The sequence below is a fragment of the Saprospiraceae bacterium genome (genome assembly GCA_016713025.1).
Classification (GTDB): domain Bacteria; phylum Bacteroidota; class Bacteroidia; order Chitinophagales; family Saprospiraceae; genus OLB9.
This window is the reverse complement of sequence record JADJPZ010000002.1, coordinates 107785-125090: the sequence shown is the minus strand read 5'-3', so window position 1 is coordinate 125090 and position 17306 is coordinate 107785. Positions and strand designations below refer to the sequence as shown.

Sequence of the window (17306 nt, the reverse complement as noted above, 5' to 3'; positions counted from 1 at the left end):
ACCTATCCGAATTTGTATTGTAGAAGATGAAAGCCCCGCAGCTCGAAGGATAGAAAGATTGCTTTCCGAAGCACCTTATACGTCAGAAGTAATATTGCATTGTGCCAGCGTCGCCGAGGGTATCAAACTGCTGGATAAACGACGCGACATCGACCTGATACTGATGGATATCAGACTCGGGGATGGCACGAGCCTCGAAATCCTGGAGAAAGCTGATATCAATATCCCCATCATATTTACCACAGCTTATGATGAGTATACACTCAAAGCATTCAAACACCAAAGCATCGATTATCTGCTTAAGCCTGTAGATGCTGACGAATTGTATGCCGCTATGGAAAAATATGTGCACATATATAAAACCAATGAACTTGCTCCTCCAACTGAGAAGTCATTTACATACAAAGAGCGCTTTCTGGTCAAATCTGGTACTCACCTTCGGGTCATCCGCAAAGGAGAAATAGCTTACTTCTACTCCGATGAAGGATATACTCACATAGTCTGCGATCATGGCAAAAAATACCTCATGGATGAGACATTAGATACTGTCTTCAAACTACTCGACCCCAAAGACTTTTTTCGCATCAATAGATCTATGATCGTACACCAACCTTCGATCGAAAAGATCGAAACTTACTTCAATTCCAGATATACATTGAAACTACTGCCAGATTTTAAAGATACCGTCATCGTATCCAGAGAGAGGGTTAAAGATTTTAAGGATTGGCTGGAAGGGTGATGGAAAGTGTATATGAACTTATTCTTTCTTGTTCTTTATGAGCTTAGTTTATTATGTATGCTTTTTCTCAACTTGGCGTTCATAGTATCATACTTTCTGTTTCCTTCTACCGATAAACTTAGTATTATTTCTCAAAATCAAAAATTTATACCATATTTGTGGTATCACACATATATATGGAAAACCAAAATGATAAATTAGATATCCTGCTCGATCGACTGGAATCCATCATTAAGCGACAAGAGAGTTTTTCAGCTGAGATCGATACTATTCGTAAAGAAATCATTCGCATCAAAATGTCAACGCCTGATGGTGTTAAGGAGTATAATGAAGAACTTGTGCCGGAAATTTCGCAGACACAGCAACCTGATGTATCTAAACAAGAAACTGATCCACCATTGGTTAATACTGGATCAAACGACTTGGAACCAATCAATCAGCCCATTGAGATAACCCAAACAACACAGAAAATCAAAGTTCAACCTGATGCGAAATTAGGAGTAAATTTTGAAAAACTCATTGGAGAGAACCTGATCAATAAATTGGGAATAGCGATTACCATCATAGGTGTAGCGATTGGTGCCAAATATTCGATTGACAATAATCTCATCAATCCATTGACACGGATCATCCTTGGATATTTGATGGGAGTAGCTTTGCTGGGTGTTGGAATGAAGTTAAAACAAAATTATCGCAACTTCAGTGCAGTACTTGTAAGTGGTGCGATAGCTATCATGTATTTTATTACATATGCTGCTTACAGTTTTTATGGTCTGTTTTCTATGGAAGTTGCATTTGGCTTGATGTTGTTGTTTACTGTTTTTACGGTCGTCGCAGCCATACATTATGACAAACAAGTAGTTGCCCATATTGGCTTAGTAGGTGCGTATGCTGTTCCGTTTTTATTAAGTGAAGGATCGGGCAAAGTCCTGATTTTATTCACTTATATGTCCATCATTAATCTAGGAATTCTAATTTTGGCATTCAAAAAATACTGGAAAGTACTGTACTACGTTTCTTTTGCGCTTACATGGATCATTTTTGCCAGTTGGTACAATTTCAATTATCTTCATGCACAACATTTTGGCCTGGCGTTTTTGTTTTTGATCATCTTTTTCGTTATTTTTTATGTGGTATTTTTGGCTTACAAATTGGTTAGAAAAGAACGATTTGATGTATTTGATATTCTACTATTATTTACCAATTCTTTTATTTTTTATGGACTGGGCTATTCGCTGCTCAATGCAGATGCCCAATTTAATCAGCTGCTTGGTTTATTTACATTAGGAAACGGGTTGATTCATTTTGTTGTGACGATGTTGGTCTACAGGATGAAACTTGCTGATAGCGGACTATTTTATTTTGTAGCTGGTTTGGTGTTGGTCTTTATTACCTTGGCTATTCCTGTACAGTTGGATGGGCATTGGGTCACTCTGATTTGGGCCTTTGAAGCGACACTATTGTTTTGGATAGGTAGAACAAAAAATATAGCCGCCTACGAGTATATGTCATATCCATTGATGATTTTAGCAGTGGGAAGCCTTGGTGAAGATTGGTCCAAATATCAACTTCAAGGTGATGAGACGACTAACTTAATGCCTGTATTTAATATTTATTTCCTGACAGCATTATTGGTTATTCTGTCATTTGTGTTTATATTTTTTATTCACCGGAAGCATAAAATCACTGAGCCTTTACTCGGCATCAAATCCTGGGATCAAGTGCTGACTATATTTCTGAGTCTTACACTAGTGATGTTGGTTTTTGCTACTGCTCAAATCGAAATAGACACTTACTGGCAGCGAGCTTACGAAGCATCTGTGGAGCAAAACAAAACCGATCCTAACAATAGTTATCCTGTCTATAATTATGATTTGCTTACTTTTGGAAGTCTTTGGTCGTTATATTTTTCTTTGATCTATACTGCTGTTTTGTTGTGGGTCAATAAAAAGTTTGTACGAAACAGAGTAGTCGGAATGATATTGTCTTTAGCGGTAGTTTGGGTCTTGTTGTCGTTTTTGACCGTAGGATTGTTTAATACCGGTGCTTTAAGAACAAGTTATTTAGGCAACTACACGGCAGAGTATTATGAAAGGGGAATTTGGCATCTGGGTATAAAATATCTTGGGATTATATTATCAGGTTTTGCATTTTATAGCTTGTTTTTGCATGCCAAATCTTCATTTATGGAGACCACCAGAAGAATATGGGTGATGTTGGAATTGTTTATAGCAATTTTTGTTTGTATCATTCTTAGCAATGAACTTTTGACGTGGATGGATCTGAATTATGCCACAGATTCATTTAAGCTTGGCATGAGTATTTTGTGGGGCACCTTAGCATTATTGTATATCATTTTTGGCTTGTGGAAAGGAAAGAAACATATTCGTATTTTTGCCATTGTACTTTTTGCAATCACTCTCCTTAAACTGTTTTTCTACGATATTTCGCATCTTGGGACCATTGCCAAAACGATCATTTTTATTTCTCTTGGAATTCTCTTACTCATTATTTCGTTCCTGTACAACAAATACAATAACCTCACAGATGTGGAAGAAAAATAAGTGTATAGTCTTGTTTTTTGTTTTGTTTTTTTGCCCATTTTCATATGGTCAGATCCAAGAATACTATTATAAGAGACCTTTAAATGGTGTGAATGATCGATGGCACAAAATTGTCTTACCACTTGATATGTACGCCAGGATTTCTGAGAATTTGTCTGATGTAAGGATATATGGCTTACCGGCAAATGGAGATACTTTGGAGGTACCATACGTTTGGCAATTTCCGGACAGTAAGGTCGTGACCAAAGAGCTAACTTTTAATCTTATCAATAGTGCAACTAAGTCAGATGGATTTTATTTTACTTTTGAATTGGCTCAACAAGTGCTCATCAACGAGATCATATTGTCTTTTGTGGAACAAAATTATGATTGGAAAATTAAACTTGAAGGTAGTCAGGACCTGAACGAATGGTTTACTGTGGTAGATGATTACAGGATTCTTTCTATCAAAAATAATATGACCGATTATCAATTTGGTAAAGTGGTTTTTCCTCCATCAAAGTATAAGTACTATCGATTTTTTATCAAATCCAAAGGAAAACCGACCTTGAATCATGCAAAAGTTTTGGCCGCTGAAAAATCAGAAACTCCGCCATCATATAGGTCAAGTAAATTTGAAATTACTGAAAGTAAAAAAGATAAAACCACCACAGTTGATATCAATTTATCAGCTTATGTGCCTGTCTCTGAAGTAGCCATATATTCTGACAAGAAGGTAGAATTCTACAGACCATTTGAGTTGAAAGTACTCAGAGATAGTTCAAAACTTGCTTCGGGGTCATGGATATATCATTTCGGGTCGGTAATGACCGGTACATTGAGTTCACTTGATGAAAATCGTTTTTCATTCAATAATACATGGGCCAAACAGCTTAGATTTATCATTCAAAACCACGATAACGTAGCCATAAAGATAGATTCTATTCAAGTATTGGGTCCTGACTATGCTCTTTTAGGTAGATTTGAAGACAAAAGCATACCCTATTATTTACTGTATGGTGATAAAAGATTACAAAAACCGATGTACGATATCACCCATTTTACTGCGCCTGATAGTGTGAAAAAGCTGGAATTGGGTGAAGAAGAAAAAATAATGATAAATGAAGCCACTCCAACTCCTCCCCTCTTTGAAAGTAAATGGTGGCTGTGGATTTTAATGGTTTCTATTATCCTAATTTTAGGTGGACTTACCTTAAGGATGATGGAGGAAACCTGACATTACTCGTGACTTAGATATTTCTATTTTCTGATGGTGAAACTAAATCCAATATTGAACATAGATCCTGAGATAACGTCCCAATAAAAATTTTCCAGTAATTGAATAATTTGTAAAAGGATCGAAATTTTATTTATTTATGATCACTCTGTGAGGAATTGGTCCATCAACACCATGTGCGTCAAATGCATTTTTTACAGCTTCCTGAGCTCCAAAAAATACAGTCCAGTAATCTTTTTGAGCACAATATGGTCTGATGGCAAGTGTTGTCATTCCGTCACCTACTTTTAAGACGCTTACTTCAGGAGCAGGAGTGTGTAATACATCAGGAAGGGCTAACATGGCATCTATGGCTACTTTTCTGGCTTTCTCAATGCTTACTCCGGGATCAATAGCCATATTTATATCTACTCTGAGGTTACCATGTGTGGTATAGTTTACAATGGTTCCTGTAGATAGCGCACCATTTGCCAGAATTACAGTTTTATTTTCAGGTGAAAGCAGGAAAGTATTGAAAATGCCTTGTTCTGTGACATTCCCAACATGTCCTTGTGCTTCTATCAGATCTCCAAGCTTGAATGGTTTAAATAATAACATCATTACACCGCCGGCAAAGTTGCCAAGTGTCCCGTTTAGCGCGGCTCCGACGCCTACTGCTAAGCCAGCAAGAATGGCTGCGAATGAAGTAAGGTTTACACCCAACATACCAAACACGGTCAACAGAAGTAAGATGGTGAGCAATACTTTGACCATTGAATATAAAAATGACTGAAGCGATGGATCAACTTTTTTGGCATTCAGACCTTTGTTCACAGCCTTGCCTATCCATCCGATGAGAAAAGAACCAATAATATAAACGACGACTGCCCCAGCTAATTTAGGTGCATACTCTATCGCTATGTTAGTGATTTGGGTAATTAGGTTGATTGGGGCAGTGACTACATTTGTTGCTTGAAGTAACATAACTTTAGTTTTTGATTTGGTGATTGATTGATTTTTTGACATTATCTTTATGAAAAAGTCACTTTTATTTTAACAATATTTTTGGTCAAACAGAGACATAATTTTTAGGATAGTAAGAATTTCCCTACTTTTGGTCGATGATAATCTCTCCATTTAAGGCTTTCAGATGGTTTCTCTCCATTATTACTGCAATAGTATGGATATATACTTTGATTTATCTTATGTCAGGAATGGAAGACATCAAATTGTGGTATTCCAGCAATTTGCACGACTTTTATCAAATGGATATCTGGAGAAACTCAATTTTCACCCCTGATGTGAAAAAATCCGGCAATATACTCTCTCTTATACTCTCCATATTGATGACTTTGACAACAGCTTATCTGTGGAGAATCAGAGATGATGACAACAACTTGAGATTATATCTTAGAGTAAGTATGTGGCAAATTGCTATTGGTTTCTTTTGTCTTTGTGTTTGGTTGTGGTATGGTCATCACTGTCCTTATGCCTACGACGAAGTATTCTCAGCGTACCACCTTGCTGCCCGGTCCCCTTGGCTTTCTTTGTCGTATTATCCCCTACCCAATAACCATATATTATTCAACTTGCTCAATTCCTTTGCAGGGATGATTACCGATGATTACCTGCTGTCCGGAAGAATCGTTTCATTAATTGCATTAATGATTACGGGGTGGTGTACATTCTATATATTGTCTTCCGTTTCCAAAAACAATATAATAAACATCTTACTTACTGTCTTGGTCATCAGCCAATTTCCTGTCCTGGGTTTTGCTACGCAGGCAAGAGGTTACAGTATGTTGATCACGTATGCCGCTCTGGCGATAACCGGACTTAGAACAGAAAGAAAATACGGACATTACCTATGGAGTTTCAGTATTGTAAGTGGTATGGCTATCATGCCTTCCTTTCTGTATATATGGTGTGGTTTAGGTATGGCATATTTATTTTTGCAAAGAAATGAACGGTCTCGCTTGATAGATTTTATATGTCAGAATCTTGTCACCTTACTCATGGTGTGGGTATTTTATCTTCCTGCATTGACGTTGTCGGGTTGGAAATCTCTGTTTGCCAATAAATATGTTGCTTCTACATCTACTGGTATTGTTGATTTTACATCGAATACTGAATGGTTTCCTTATATGGATGGTCTTTTGAAAGAATGGTTTGGTATCTCAGCTCCTGTAGCTATTTCAATAGTGATGATTACACTGATGATATCAGTTATTTTTCTGCATAAAGATGTAAAGATCAGAAGCTGGTGGATGTATATGGCAGGAATGATTGCCGGAACAGTTTTGATCATCTTTGTCACCATGAAACTGCCGTTTTACAGAAATCTGGCACCCTTATGCCTTCTGATATGGATTGGAATATCTATGCTTTTGGCACATTTGGCAAATCAAGCCAATTACCTCAAATATGTAGTTTTCGGAGCAGCTTTATTGATACTTTTCAGTACACATATGCGTAACAGTAGAATGTTGCCAGACTCTTTGTACTACTATGATGTCCGGAGTACGGCAGAGCGCTATCAAGCTTGTGTTAACAAAAATATTATTGATGCCAGTTACAACATCACACTCCACGAAAACGCTTTTTACTGGTATTCCATTCTTCCAAAAGAAAAATGTCATTTCCAAACTTCCAAAACACCTTGGAGTGGTGATATATATATGGCTCCGTCAGATGTCAAAGAAGCAGATGTGCGTACAACTTTACTGTGGGAATGTGAAGGATATAAATGTTACAAGATGGGTGGTAAATGAAGATAGAATTATAACCTAAAAATCTAAAATGATAATCTATTACAACCTCCAAATACTGTATTCTGACCTATGAAACAACATGACCATGCAGTCAGGTGTGCTGATGGTTCCTTCACTAAATTGAGCTCCCACTCAATTTTGCTGTCGCACCGTTCACTCATGCACCATACGGTGTGCAGCTATGCTGTAGTGGTGACTACAGCATAGCTGCACACCGTATGATTTGTCGCTAAAAGTGCTTCCGCCGCGGCGGATTGTATTTGAAGCTCTCACTACGAATCTCATTTTAGATATTTAGGTATAAGCTTTTTAGTTGTGCATTACTATATCCAGCCTGTTGTTTTCCCCATTTACCCATCACTGAGTTTCCCGTTTTGAATCAGTCGGTCTCTGAGCTCGATATCAGCAAAAATCACCATTTTATTATTTCGCGATTCGGGCAAGATGCCTGTCTATATTGCATCGTAGCTGGAAGCTACGACGAACAAACGAAACTTGATAAGAAATCGAGCAAAGGGGAGAAAAAATGAAATGCACCCATGATTTAAAGCAGTAAAAATATTGATTTCAAAGTACAAATCCACCACTGATAGCTATCGATGTATTATTTTTTGCAAGGGTAATGCCGGGTACAATCCTTAATTTCTGATGCACCACATTTAATTCAAAACCAAACACCCTTGAATACTTTTTTCCTGAATATCTTGACTGATTTTGAAATAAAACTAAAAAAACCGGTGTGATGGATGTTTTCGGGGAGATTTGATTCTTTAATGCAACGCCGCCGCCACCTAAAAATACATCTTTATTATTTACTTTTGAATAAGATGCAACTAGAGGATACGTCCATACTCTATTAACTTTTTCAGATTTATAAAGTGCAAGATTTAAACTATAAGTATTAAATCCGTTATCATAATCATATTTTGAAAAGGTTCGGCTAAACCCGAAGCTAAGGTATCCACTAATTGTAGCTTCAGCACCAAAAAAAGCAGCATTTTGTCTTGTATAACTTCTAACACTAAACACACCGACCATGGCTGAAAACCCACTCTTATTTCCATTAAATAGGTATGTTTGACAAATATTTTCAGAAACAAATACAAAATGGATGGTAATAATTAAGATATAAATTTTCTTCATATTTCAAAGAGCTTAGTTTGTAGTATCATCAAAATTTTTCTGTAACTCTTTTATGTTCCTTCAAAATTTTAATGATATCACTATCACGCAATCCCGTGATTTTGGAAATTCTTGCCACTTCCAATCCGTCATCATAACTGGCCAAAATAACTTCAACCTTACCTTCGAATATACCTTCAAGTTTCCCTTCGAGTTTACCTTCGAGTTTTCCTTCAATTTTTCCTTCGAGTTTTCCTTCAAGTTTTCCTTCAATTTTACCTTCGAGTCTGCTTTTTTCTGTTATTTGCTGGTAGAGTGTCATAAAAAGTCTATTTCATTTTTTTATGCTCTTTTAATATTTTAATGATATCACTATCACGCAATCCCGTGATTTTGGAAATTCTTGACAATTCCAATCCGTCATCATAACTGGCCAAAATAACTTCAACCTTACCTTCGAATATACCTTCAAGTTTTCCTTCAAGTTTTCCTTCAAGTTTTCCTTCAATTTTTCCTTCAAGTTTTCCTTCAATTTTTCCTTCGAGTTTTCCTTCAATTTTTCCTTCGAGTTTACCTTCAATTCTGCTTTTTTCTGTTATTTGCTGGTAGAGTGTCATAAAAAACTGATTTATAGGTTTATGAATACTTTTTTTAATAATATCTATTGCATTGTCTTCTTTTTTAAAAACATGCAATATGTAAACAAAAATCGAACTAAAAGAGTTCCGTTCTTCGGCAGTTTGAAGAGATTCAAATATTTTTTCTAATCTGTCCATCAACACATGAATATCATTATCATGCTTTTGGGTCATCAGCATTGATGCAATTGCTATATTACGAATTGCTAAAATTGACTCATCTTGCATTGATTTTACATCAAAGAAAATGGTTTCAAACTTTGGAACAAATTTTAAAAAATCTTTGAACTTGTCCTCAAAGAAAGCTTCAACTGGTTGAAATTCCCATTTTTGCTCGTGATGATAAAATAGTATTGGGATAATAATTTTAAAATGATCTTTATTTTTTATCTGATGTCTGTATGCACTAAAGAGATATTCCCCAATCTGAAAGCCTGCATAAGGATCTTTGTAACTTTTATGTTCAATCAGTACAGCACAATAAGCATCATCTCCTGACTTCATTTTGCATTCAAATAAGATATCAGAAAACAACTCCTTCATATCCTTATTTACAAAAGAGTTTTTGACATGTACAATTGTATTTAAATCTAACAAGTCTAATTGATCTGGCGATATTGAAATTTTCAGGAAATCTATCGCATTTTGCTTGACAGAAAGACGCTCTTTTATAAATTTATCATGAAAACTGTTCATAACTCAAATTTAATGCGCCTCCAACCAGTTATTTCCTTCACCCATTTCAACCAAAATAGGCACCTTCAGTCCTGGGATGGCATTGCGCATTTTATCACCGATGATTGCTTTTACTGTTTCAAGTTCTGGTTTATATATATCAAATACCAATTCGTCATGTACCTGAAGTACCATGACGGATTTTAGGTTCTGTGACTTAAATTCCTTGTGGATATTGATCATGGCTATTTTTATCATATCTGCCGCCGTACCCTGAATAGGTGTATTGATGGCTACTCTTTCTGCATTGGAAGCTGTAAGTGAATTTCTTGAATTGATGTCCCTCAAATTTCTCCTCCTTCCCAACAATGTTTTGACATATCCATACTCCCTGGCCATTCGGACCGTCTCATCCATATAGTTTTTCAAACCGCTGAATTCTCTGAAGTAACTTTGTATAAGTTCGGTAGCTTCTTTTCGGGATATACCAAGTTGTCGGGAAAGATTGGTCGCGCCGGCACCATAAGTGATAGAAAAATTGACAGTTTTAGCATTGCGTCGTTGATCTGAAGTGACTTCATCATAAGGCACTCCATATACTTTTGCAGCTGTGGCTTTGTGGAAATCATTTCCTGCAATAAAAGCATCCAGCATGGCCTGATCATGACTTATCTCAGCAATGATCCTAAGTTCTATCTGCGAATAGTCAGCTGCAAGCAATATATGATTATCATCCCTGGGTATAAAAGCTTTTCTTATTTCACGACCAGCTTCATCTTTGATGGGGATATTTTGCAGGTTGGGGTTTTCAGAACTCAATCTGCCAGTAGCTGCTCTTGCCTGATTAAAATTGCTATGGACTCTTCCCGTACGCGGATTGATCATTGTAGGCAGAGCATCTACATAGGTGGATTTTAGTTTTGAAAATTTCCTGTACTCCAGTATGGTATCGATGACAATGTGCTCACCCGCCAACTCTGTCAGCTTGTCAAAATCAGTAGAATACTGCCCTGAAGAAGTTTTTTTCCATCGATACGGTACCTTTAATCTGTCAAACAAGACTTCTCCAACCTGTCTTGGTGATGAAATATTGAATTGAACGCCTGCATTTCGGTATATTTCCTGTTCTTTTTCAAGGATTAGTTTATCAAGTTCTTTAGAATATTCTTTGAGAAAATCTCCGTTGATTCTGATACCTTCATACTCCAGATCGCACAATACTCTGATCAGAGGCTCCTCGATGGTTTTGTACAATTCGTCGAGTTCGTTTTCGGCCATCATTTTTTTCATCACCGGAACAAGCTGTAAAGTAAGGTCCGCATCTTCACCTGCATATTCCTTCACTTTTTCAAGAGCTACCTGACGCATTGACAATTGATTTTTTCCCCCTTTGCCGATAAGATCTTCTATTGGCACCATTTTGTAATCCAGATATGATTCAGTAAGATAGTCTAGTTTATGTCTCAGGTCCGGTTCACACAGATAGTGTGTGATCATGGTATCGTACAAAAATCCCTGCAATTCTATCCCATACCATTTCATCATGGTCATATCATATTTGATATTTTGACCAATTTTGGTTATGAAGGGGTTTTCAAGGATGGGTCTGAAGTATTCAAGAGTTTTTTTTACTTCTTTTTGATCAGAAGGGGTCGGTATGTAATATGCCTCACCAGGAACAATACTAAATGAAAGCCCTACCAGTTCTGCCTGATGGGCGTCGATACCTGTAGTTTCAGTATCGAAACTGATCATTTCTGCCTTTTGGAGTTTATTGACCAGATCAAGGATTTCCACTTCTGATTGTACAAGATGATAGGTGTGAGTTGTGTTGTCAATATTCTTTTTTGCAATCTGATAGTCAGGTTTTTCTGTGCTGCTTGGAGCTGAAGACTGAATTGGTTCCTCTCCGAAAAGTGACTGTTGAACACCGGTTTGATTGACAGGTTTACCTACGGAATCATTTCCAAGGATCTGTTGAGCCAATGTTCTGAATTCCAGTTCCAGAAAAATTTCTTTTAATTTTTCTTTGTTCATAGGATCAAGATTGAACCTTGTAGCATCAAATTGTATTGGAGAATTTAAGTCAATCGTTGCCAGTCTTTTTGAGAGAAGTGCCTGCTCAGCATAAGTGATGACATTTTCTTTTTGTTTTCCTTTGAGACTTTCTGCATTGGCAATGATATTTTCGACTGATCCGTATTCTTTCAAAAGTGCAACAGCTGTTTTAGGTCCGATACCAGGTATGCCAGGTATATTGTCCACACTATCGCCTTGGAGGCCAAGTACATCAATCACTTGTTCTACTTTTTCTATATCCCAATTTTTTAAAATTTCTTTAACCCCAAGTATCTCCACTTCATTTCCCTGACGACCAGGTTTATACATATATATATTTTCTGAAACAAGCTGAGCATAATCTTTATCAGGAGTCACCATATAAACTGTATACCCTTCTTTTTCTGCCTGTTTTGCAAGCGTTCCTATGACATCATCTGCTTCATAATTGGGCACCATCACAACAGGTATGTTGAATGCATCTATAATATCAGGAATGTACTTCATGGCAATGGTAATATCTTCCGGTTGAGCGTCTCTGTTTGCCTTGTATTGCGGATAATATTCGTGCCTGAAAGTTCCGCCCTTAGGATCAAAAGCCACAGCTATATGAGTGGGTTTTTGGTTGACCATCAGGTCCCACAAAGTGCGCACAAATCCGGTGATTGCTGAAGTATTTAAACCTTTAGAATTGATCAAAGGTCTGGTAATAAATGCAAAATGTGCCCGGTAAACCAAGGCGTGACCGTCAAGCAAAAACAATCTTTTATCTTCCATCATAATTACTATTTTCACATAAAAAATTCCAAAGGTAATAATTAAAACTGAAAAAGGGATGCACCTTTACGATGCATCCCTTAAGGAATTAATTTAAGCAAATTGTTGTTACTCGAGCCCGATCATCTTTTTGGTGGCAGCATTTACTCCACTTTCTACCTGATAAATCATCACACCCTTGGATGGAAGATCATTTCTGGTGATTGTAAAGCTATTGATACCTTTACCAAAAGATCCAATATTTTTATATACTACTTGTCCTGTTACATCGAAAACTTTTAGGGTAGCTTCTCCTGCTTCAGGCAAGTTGAAAGAAATTACAGTTTTATCATTGAATGGATTTGGTTCATTCTGATATAGAGTGAATTCTGATGAACCTGCACCGCCAAATCTTAGTGACAATTTGTTGGTTTGAAGATCATTTCCACTATATATTTCAGAAGAAGTCACAGAAGAGTTAATTGAAATCAAGTCTGAAATCTGTGCATCTGCCTTAGAGATCAATTGAAGTGTAAGTATTTCATTTCCATCCTTTGCGTTGACATCGTTCCAACTGATAGTGTATTTATTGTCAGAAATTTGTGCAATATTTCCCTGTCCCAATTTCTGATCACCAACGAATACATCCTTAAGTTCAGCATTATTTACATTAAGAGTAAACTGCATACCAAATACATTTGTAACAGAGGAATTCAATACGATATTATGAGTTTCTCCTGCCTTTACTGTTTTGTCTTCAGTTGTCAATTCGACAGTACTCCTTACTTCAGTATTACTATTAGCAACATTGCCAGAGGCAGACCCGTTTACATCACCTATCTTGACAGCTACAAAATTTTGATTAGTCATTGACTTATTCATCTCCGAGATGGCAATTTTTTCATTCAAAGGCCATGGTTGTTTGGCGTTTTCAAAAGTCTGGTTGCTGTTTATAAATTTCCAGCTATTAGATTTTGGAAGTTTAGAATATATACCTAAAATCAATTTTCGCAATTCGGTAAGGTCAGAAGCTGTCACTTTCTGGTCGCCATTGGCGTCTGCAGCTATGATATAATAAGGGTTAGTAAGCTCTTCAAGACCCAAAACATGTTTTTGTATTATCACAAGGTCAAGTGTACTTACTCCATTCAGATAGTCATCAGTTTTTCGGCCTTCAATAGTATACGAATAGTTCATTAGTGTAGAAAAATTGTATTCACCACTACTATTTGTTGAGGTCATTTTCAACATTTCTGCTATACCATTTTCCAGTACGACATCTGCATTAACGACACCTTGGCCTATTTGTGAAACCATCTTACCTGCAATATTGCCTGTTGTTACATTTCCACCACAAGCTCCCTGATTGTCGAGCAAACTAAGTTTAACAAGACAAAAGTCAAAGTTGAGCTTTTCATCCCATACAGTCATTTTAACATCAACAGATGGCAAATTGCGACATCCGAAGATCATTCCTGAAGATTTTGATGCTGGAATCCACTTCTGTGCATTACCGGCATTGTATTCAGCTAAAGTAGCATCCAATCCCTTACCTTTGAAGTAGTGGGTCTGAGTTATTTTTGTCAAAACAGGATGTGCTTCATTGAATGTGTATAATAAATTACTTGCTGCTGAGCAATTATCAAATGACGCAACATTGAAGTCAACAGCCCATAATTCAACCTCTCCGTTTTTCATCAAGGCGGAGCTAAGATTGAGACAGTACGGTGTAGGTTTCTTTTTATCCACTACCATGAAGTCCTGAAAGCAAGATGTTACGTTTCCACAGCCATCAGTTACTCTCCATGTGATCTTATGGTTGGACATGCTACCAGAGATTTCGGGTATCGTAATGCTTACCTGACCACCTCTACCTGTTGGAGCTACATATCTATCATTGATGCCGTTTCCATTGGAATCATTAGTGATATTTCCATCAGTAACAGGCAAAAATGATGAATACTCCAGATCATTAGTTCCATCACCCCAAAGGTCAACAAAGACTATCCATTTCAACCAATCAGATGCACATTGTCCCTGATCGTCGGCTGTTTGAGTGATCACAAGATCTTTTACAGAACAGGTGTTGCCTGCTACTTCATACATTGCTGGTGCACATGAGCCTAGAGTAGGTTTGACATTATCAACCACCTTTACTACTGTCGAACGCTGCCATATTCCTGGTTGAGTACCTGATCCATTCCAGTTTGGATTATAAGTACACCAGTTGATGATAGTCCATCGGTTGATGATTTTCATACACGCATTGCCTTCAAAGTAGAAAGTATCAGACTTCAGACTCAATCCTACCTGATCACAGGCTCCGCTTCTCCATGTTGGTTTTATCAATGCAACATCAGTGGCACAGTTGGTTGTGATTAAAGAGTCTGGCCATGTGATTCGATCGGGGTTGATTTCTTCACCTCTTTCTTGTTTGTATATTCTTTGTGTACATGTGATGGTCGGTCTGGATTTGATAAACCATGTCCGTGTTATGGTTCCTTTTCCGCAACTATTAGCCCCATTACTGTCTCTGTAGTCTACATCAAGATCAAGGCAGTTTGAATAAGCTCTTGCTTTTCCTACCATAGCAAGATTTGAAGCATCATCATCACAATAAATAGTAACATCAGCCGGACATACAATCTTAGGAGTCAATTTGTCTTCCACTCTAACATTGGCCCAAGTCTCATTGTAATTGTCTGTATGGCCATTGATAGTATCACCATATATTCCTGACATATTGCCATCATCCCACACTCTCATCCATACTTTTACTATCCCAAAAGGTACTGCGCCTTCTCTGTTGGTGATGTCATCACAACAGAATTTTACAAACAATCCACCGTCAGGATCATAATCAGGAGAAGCTGGATTTTTAGAGCCGTCATTTGGATGACCGTCGGCATTATAGGTTTTATTGCCTTTGACACCGCATCCATCATTATCTCTGGTATCGTCTTCTTCTCTTCTTAGTTCAAGATGCACAGGTGTACAGCTATCATACGAACCGTTGTCAACTGAATTAGAAAAGAGTTTTGCAATACCATCGTTTTCTCCACCTGTAGTAAGAGATATTACAATGTTTTGTTTTGCCACTGCCACAGGAGGAGTTCGATCCACTATGGTAACGGTGATTAGATCTAATCCTTCATGACCGCAACAATCCTTTCCAACATAGTAAAACTCATGAATACCTTTTGGCGCACCTACAGCAATCCATTTCTTACTTACAGGATCTTTGATGATGTTAATACCAAGAGGACCTCTGACTTCGTACGTAGGGTTTGGATCACACGCATCATGTAGGATGGTAGGATCAGGGAAAGTAAAATTGGAAGCGCATGCCCAAGGATCGACACTTGCAGTGATATCATTTGCTTCTATCGTAGGGCCATCCGGATTAGACTTTTCTATGATTTGTGTACATTCTTTTGTACTTCCGGTACACCAATCGATCACTAACCATTTTCTTATTGTTTTTGTCTTAGCACTACAAGTAGGGCCGCAAGGATATATCAACTGATCACTGTAGGTTGTTAAAAATCCGCAAACACCTTCTATTCTGCCAAATTTTTTATTGGCAGTAGCTGTCACATTTACATCATAAGCTGCTCTTCCTAATATATCTTTAAAAAATGGATAAGCTGCTTTTAGAGCTGTAGTATCTTTTGTCACATTAGAACCCGAAGTTCTGGCAAAAACCTCATCATAAATCTGATCAGGAGTTGTTCCCGAAGTACATTTTATCTGAACATATGCATCAGGACACATTATCCTTGTATCAGGAAGTGGTGATAAAAAGATAGTATCTTTGCATTCTCCTTTCGTCCCTCCACAGTCTGTATAAGACCAGTGTCTGGCTATATACCCACCACAATTGGTTCTTTTGTCCTGCACGACCAAAGAAGAATCTGTAAATCCACAGTTGTCTCTCACTGAAAGTGGTCTACGAAGGATTGAAGTACTTCTGATGTCGGTATTTAAATAAAGTCTGGCATCAACACAAGCCACAGTTCTGTTAGGTTGGCAAGTCACGGTTGGAGCCAGCTTGTCTTCCAAAAGGAAGGTACCCCAGCACTTGTTAGTACTTGTGGTGTGATAAATTTCATAGGTGTGTACTTTACCTAGCATGAGCTTTACAGCTGCACTACTCAGAACTTGAATCCCTAAGAAATTCACCGGATTGGGCCCTAATACTAATTGTCCATTAACTCCGACGGTGAGTTGCTGCAAATACATCGAACCATTGTTTGGTTTGATACGTATCCTTAATGGTGCGATTGGCAATGTACCTTCTTGAAATTTATCTATTTCAAGGAGAAGCGTACATTCATCTGATACTGAAATATTAACTCTGTCATTACATGCAATCGAGGATTGGGCTTCGACAGAATCAACAATTGAAAAAGTGAATAAAAACAGGAGACTCAACAGCGAAAAATTAAATGCCGGAATCCCCTTACATCGTGTAAGTAAATCTTTCTTTACCATGGGTAAAAAGTTTTTGGTTATTAAAAAAATGAGTTCAGGCCTGCGACGTGCAGGCTTAGGTCAGATTTAAATAAAGATTTACTTTATTAAGTGGGAATGGTGCAAAGGTATAGCATCAGACCACCTGAAAGGGTAAAAATGTGGTGGTATTTTTAGTATATTTTTTCTTTTAATACCAGTAAAATATTAACATCTGAATGTAATATACTATGTAAAATATTGATCAATAGAGATTTAAAAAATCATATATCATATTTGAATGATATACATCTATTTTGCATTTGGGTATGCTTC

Annotated in this window: 11 protein-coding genes; 4 read left to right on the top strand and 7 right to left on the bottom strand. The window is 37.3% G+C overall.

Features of this window, described 5'->3' with window-relative positions:
- Nucleotides 1-4 precede the first annotated feature (4 nt).
- The 3 genes from IPK35_00715 (at nucleotide 5) to IPK35_00705 (ending at nucleotide 4519) form a co-directional block, all read left to right on the top strand.
- The gene (locus IPK35_00715; GenBank protein MBK8051820.1) at nucleotides 5-739 is read left to right on the top strand and encodes a response regulator transcription factor; all 735 of its coding nucleotides are present in this window, start codon (nucleotides 5-7) and stop codon (nucleotides 737-739) included.
- Nucleotides 740-915: 176 nt separating this feature from the next.
- Nucleotides 916-3303 carry a DUF2339 domain-containing protein gene (locus IPK35_00710; GenBank protein ID MBK8051819.1) on the top strand — a complete coding sequence of 796 codons (2388 nt, stop codon included), beginning with the start codon at nucleotides 916-918 and terminating at the stop codon, nucleotides 3301-3303.
- On the top strand, nucleotides 3287-4519 hold the full coding sequence (locus IPK35_00705) for a DUF3999 family protein (GenBank protein MBK8051818.1): 1233 nt from the start codon (nucleotides 3287-3289) through the stop codon (nucleotides 4517-4519). Before IPK35_00710 ends, IPK35_00705 begins: the two co-directional genes overlap by 17 nt.
- A 129-nt stretch (nucleotides 4520-4648) precedes the next feature.
- On the opposite strand, the gene IPK35_00700 is transcribed toward IPK35_00705, so the two are convergent.
- The gene (locus IPK35_00700; GenBank protein MBK8051817.1) at nucleotides 4649-5482 is read right to left on the bottom strand and encodes a mechanosensitive ion channel family protein; all 834 of its coding nucleotides are present in this window, start codon (nucleotides 5480-5482) and stop codon (nucleotides 4649-4651) included.
- 137 nt (nucleotides 5483-5619) lie between these two features.
- Here IPK35_00700 and IPK35_00695 point away from each other — a divergent pair, with 137 nt between their 5' ends.
- Nucleotides 5620-7269, top strand: a complete 1650-nt coding sequence (locus IPK35_00695) for a hypothetical protein (protein ID MBK8051816.1) — start codon at nucleotides 5620-5622, stop codon at nucleotides 7267-7269.
- A 23-nt stretch (nucleotides 7270-7292) separates the two neighbouring features.
- Here IPK35_00695 and IPK35_00690 read toward each other — a convergent pair whose 3' ends face one another.
- From IPK35_00690 to IPK35_00665, 6 genes are all read right to left on the bottom strand, one after another.
- Nucleotides 7293-7430 (bottom strand): hypothetical protein, encoded by a 138-nt coding sequence (locus tag IPK35_00690; GenBank protein MBK8051815.1) that lies wholly within the window; start codon nucleotides 7428-7430, stop codon nucleotides 7293-7295.
- A 406-nt stretch (nucleotides 7431-7836) separates the two neighbouring features.
- Nucleotides 7837-8412 (bottom strand): hypothetical protein, encoded by a 576-nt coding sequence (locus IPK35_00685; protein MBK8051814.1) that lies wholly within the window; start codon nucleotides 8410-8412, stop codon nucleotides 7837-7839.
- A 28-nt stretch (nucleotides 8413-8440) separates the two neighbouring features.
- Complete coding sequence (locus tag IPK35_00680) at nucleotides 8441-8713, bottom strand: hypothetical protein (protein MBK8051813.1); 273 nt, start codon at nucleotides 8711-8713, stop codon at nucleotides 8441-8443.
- Between the two features lie 7 nt (nucleotides 8714-8720).
- The gene (locus IPK35_00675) at nucleotides 8721-9725 is read right to left on the bottom strand and encodes an Rpn family recombination-promoting nuclease/putative transposase (protein MBK8051812.1); all 1005 of its coding nucleotides are present in this window, start codon (nucleotides 9723-9725) and stop codon (nucleotides 8721-8723) included.
- Between the two features lie 9 nt (nucleotides 9726-9734).
- Nucleotides 9735-12539 (bottom strand): DNA polymerase I, encoded by a 2805-nt coding sequence (gene polA, locus IPK35_00670; GenBank protein ID MBK8051811.1) that lies wholly within the window; start codon nucleotides 12537-12539, stop codon nucleotides 9735-9737.
- 108 nt (nucleotides 12540-12647) lie between these two features.
- Complete coding sequence (locus tag IPK35_00665) at nucleotides 12648-17012, bottom strand: T9SS type A sorting domain-containing protein (GenBank protein MBK8051810.1); 4365 nt, start codon at nucleotides 17010-17012, stop codon at nucleotides 12648-12650.
- Nucleotides 17013-17306 lie beyond the last annotated feature (294 nt).

What these genes read in the sequence shown, in the direction of transcription:
- IPK35_00710 (MBK8051819.1), top strand. Translation starts at nt 916, where the DNA reads ATGGAAAACCAAAATGATAAATTAGATATCCTGCTCGATCGACTGGAA.
- IPK35_00705 (MBK8051818.1), top strand. Translation starts at nt 3,287, where the DNA reads ATGTGGAAGAAAAATAAGTGTATAGTCTTGTTTTTTGTTTTGTTTTTT.
- IPK35_00700 (MBK8051817.1), bottom strand. Translation starts at nt 5,482, where the DNA reads ATGTTACTTCAAGCAACAAATGTAGTCACTGCCCCAATCAACCTAATT.
- IPK35_00695 (MBK8051816.1), top strand. Translation starts at nt 5,620, where the DNA reads ATGATAATCTCTCCATTTAAGGCTTTCAGATGGTTTCTCTCCATTATT.
- IPK35_00690 (MBK8051815.1), bottom strand. Translation starts at nt 7,430, where the DNA reads ATGAGTGAACGGTGCGACAGCAAAATTGAGTGGGAGCTCAATTTAGTG.
- IPK35_00685 (MBK8051814.1), bottom strand. Translation starts at nt 8,412, where the DNA reads ATGAAGAAAATTTATATCTTAATTATTACCATCCATTTTGTATTTGTT.
- IPK35_00680 (MBK8051813.1), bottom strand. Translation starts at nt 8,713, where the DNA reads ATGACACTCTACCAGCAAATAACAGAAAAAAGCAGACTCGAAGGTAAA.
- IPK35_00675 (MBK8051812.1), bottom strand. Translation starts at nt 9,725, where the DNA reads ATGAACAGTTTTCATGATAAATTTATAAAAGAGCGTCTTTCTGTCAAG.
- polA (MBK8051811.1), bottom strand. Translation starts at nt 12,539, where the DNA reads ATGGAAGATAAAAGATTGTTTTTGCTTGACGGTCACGCCTTGGTTTAC.
- IPK35_00665 (MBK8051810.1), bottom strand. Translation starts at nt 17,012, where the DNA reads ATGGTAAAGAAAGATTTACTTACACGATGTAAGGGGATTCCGGCATTT.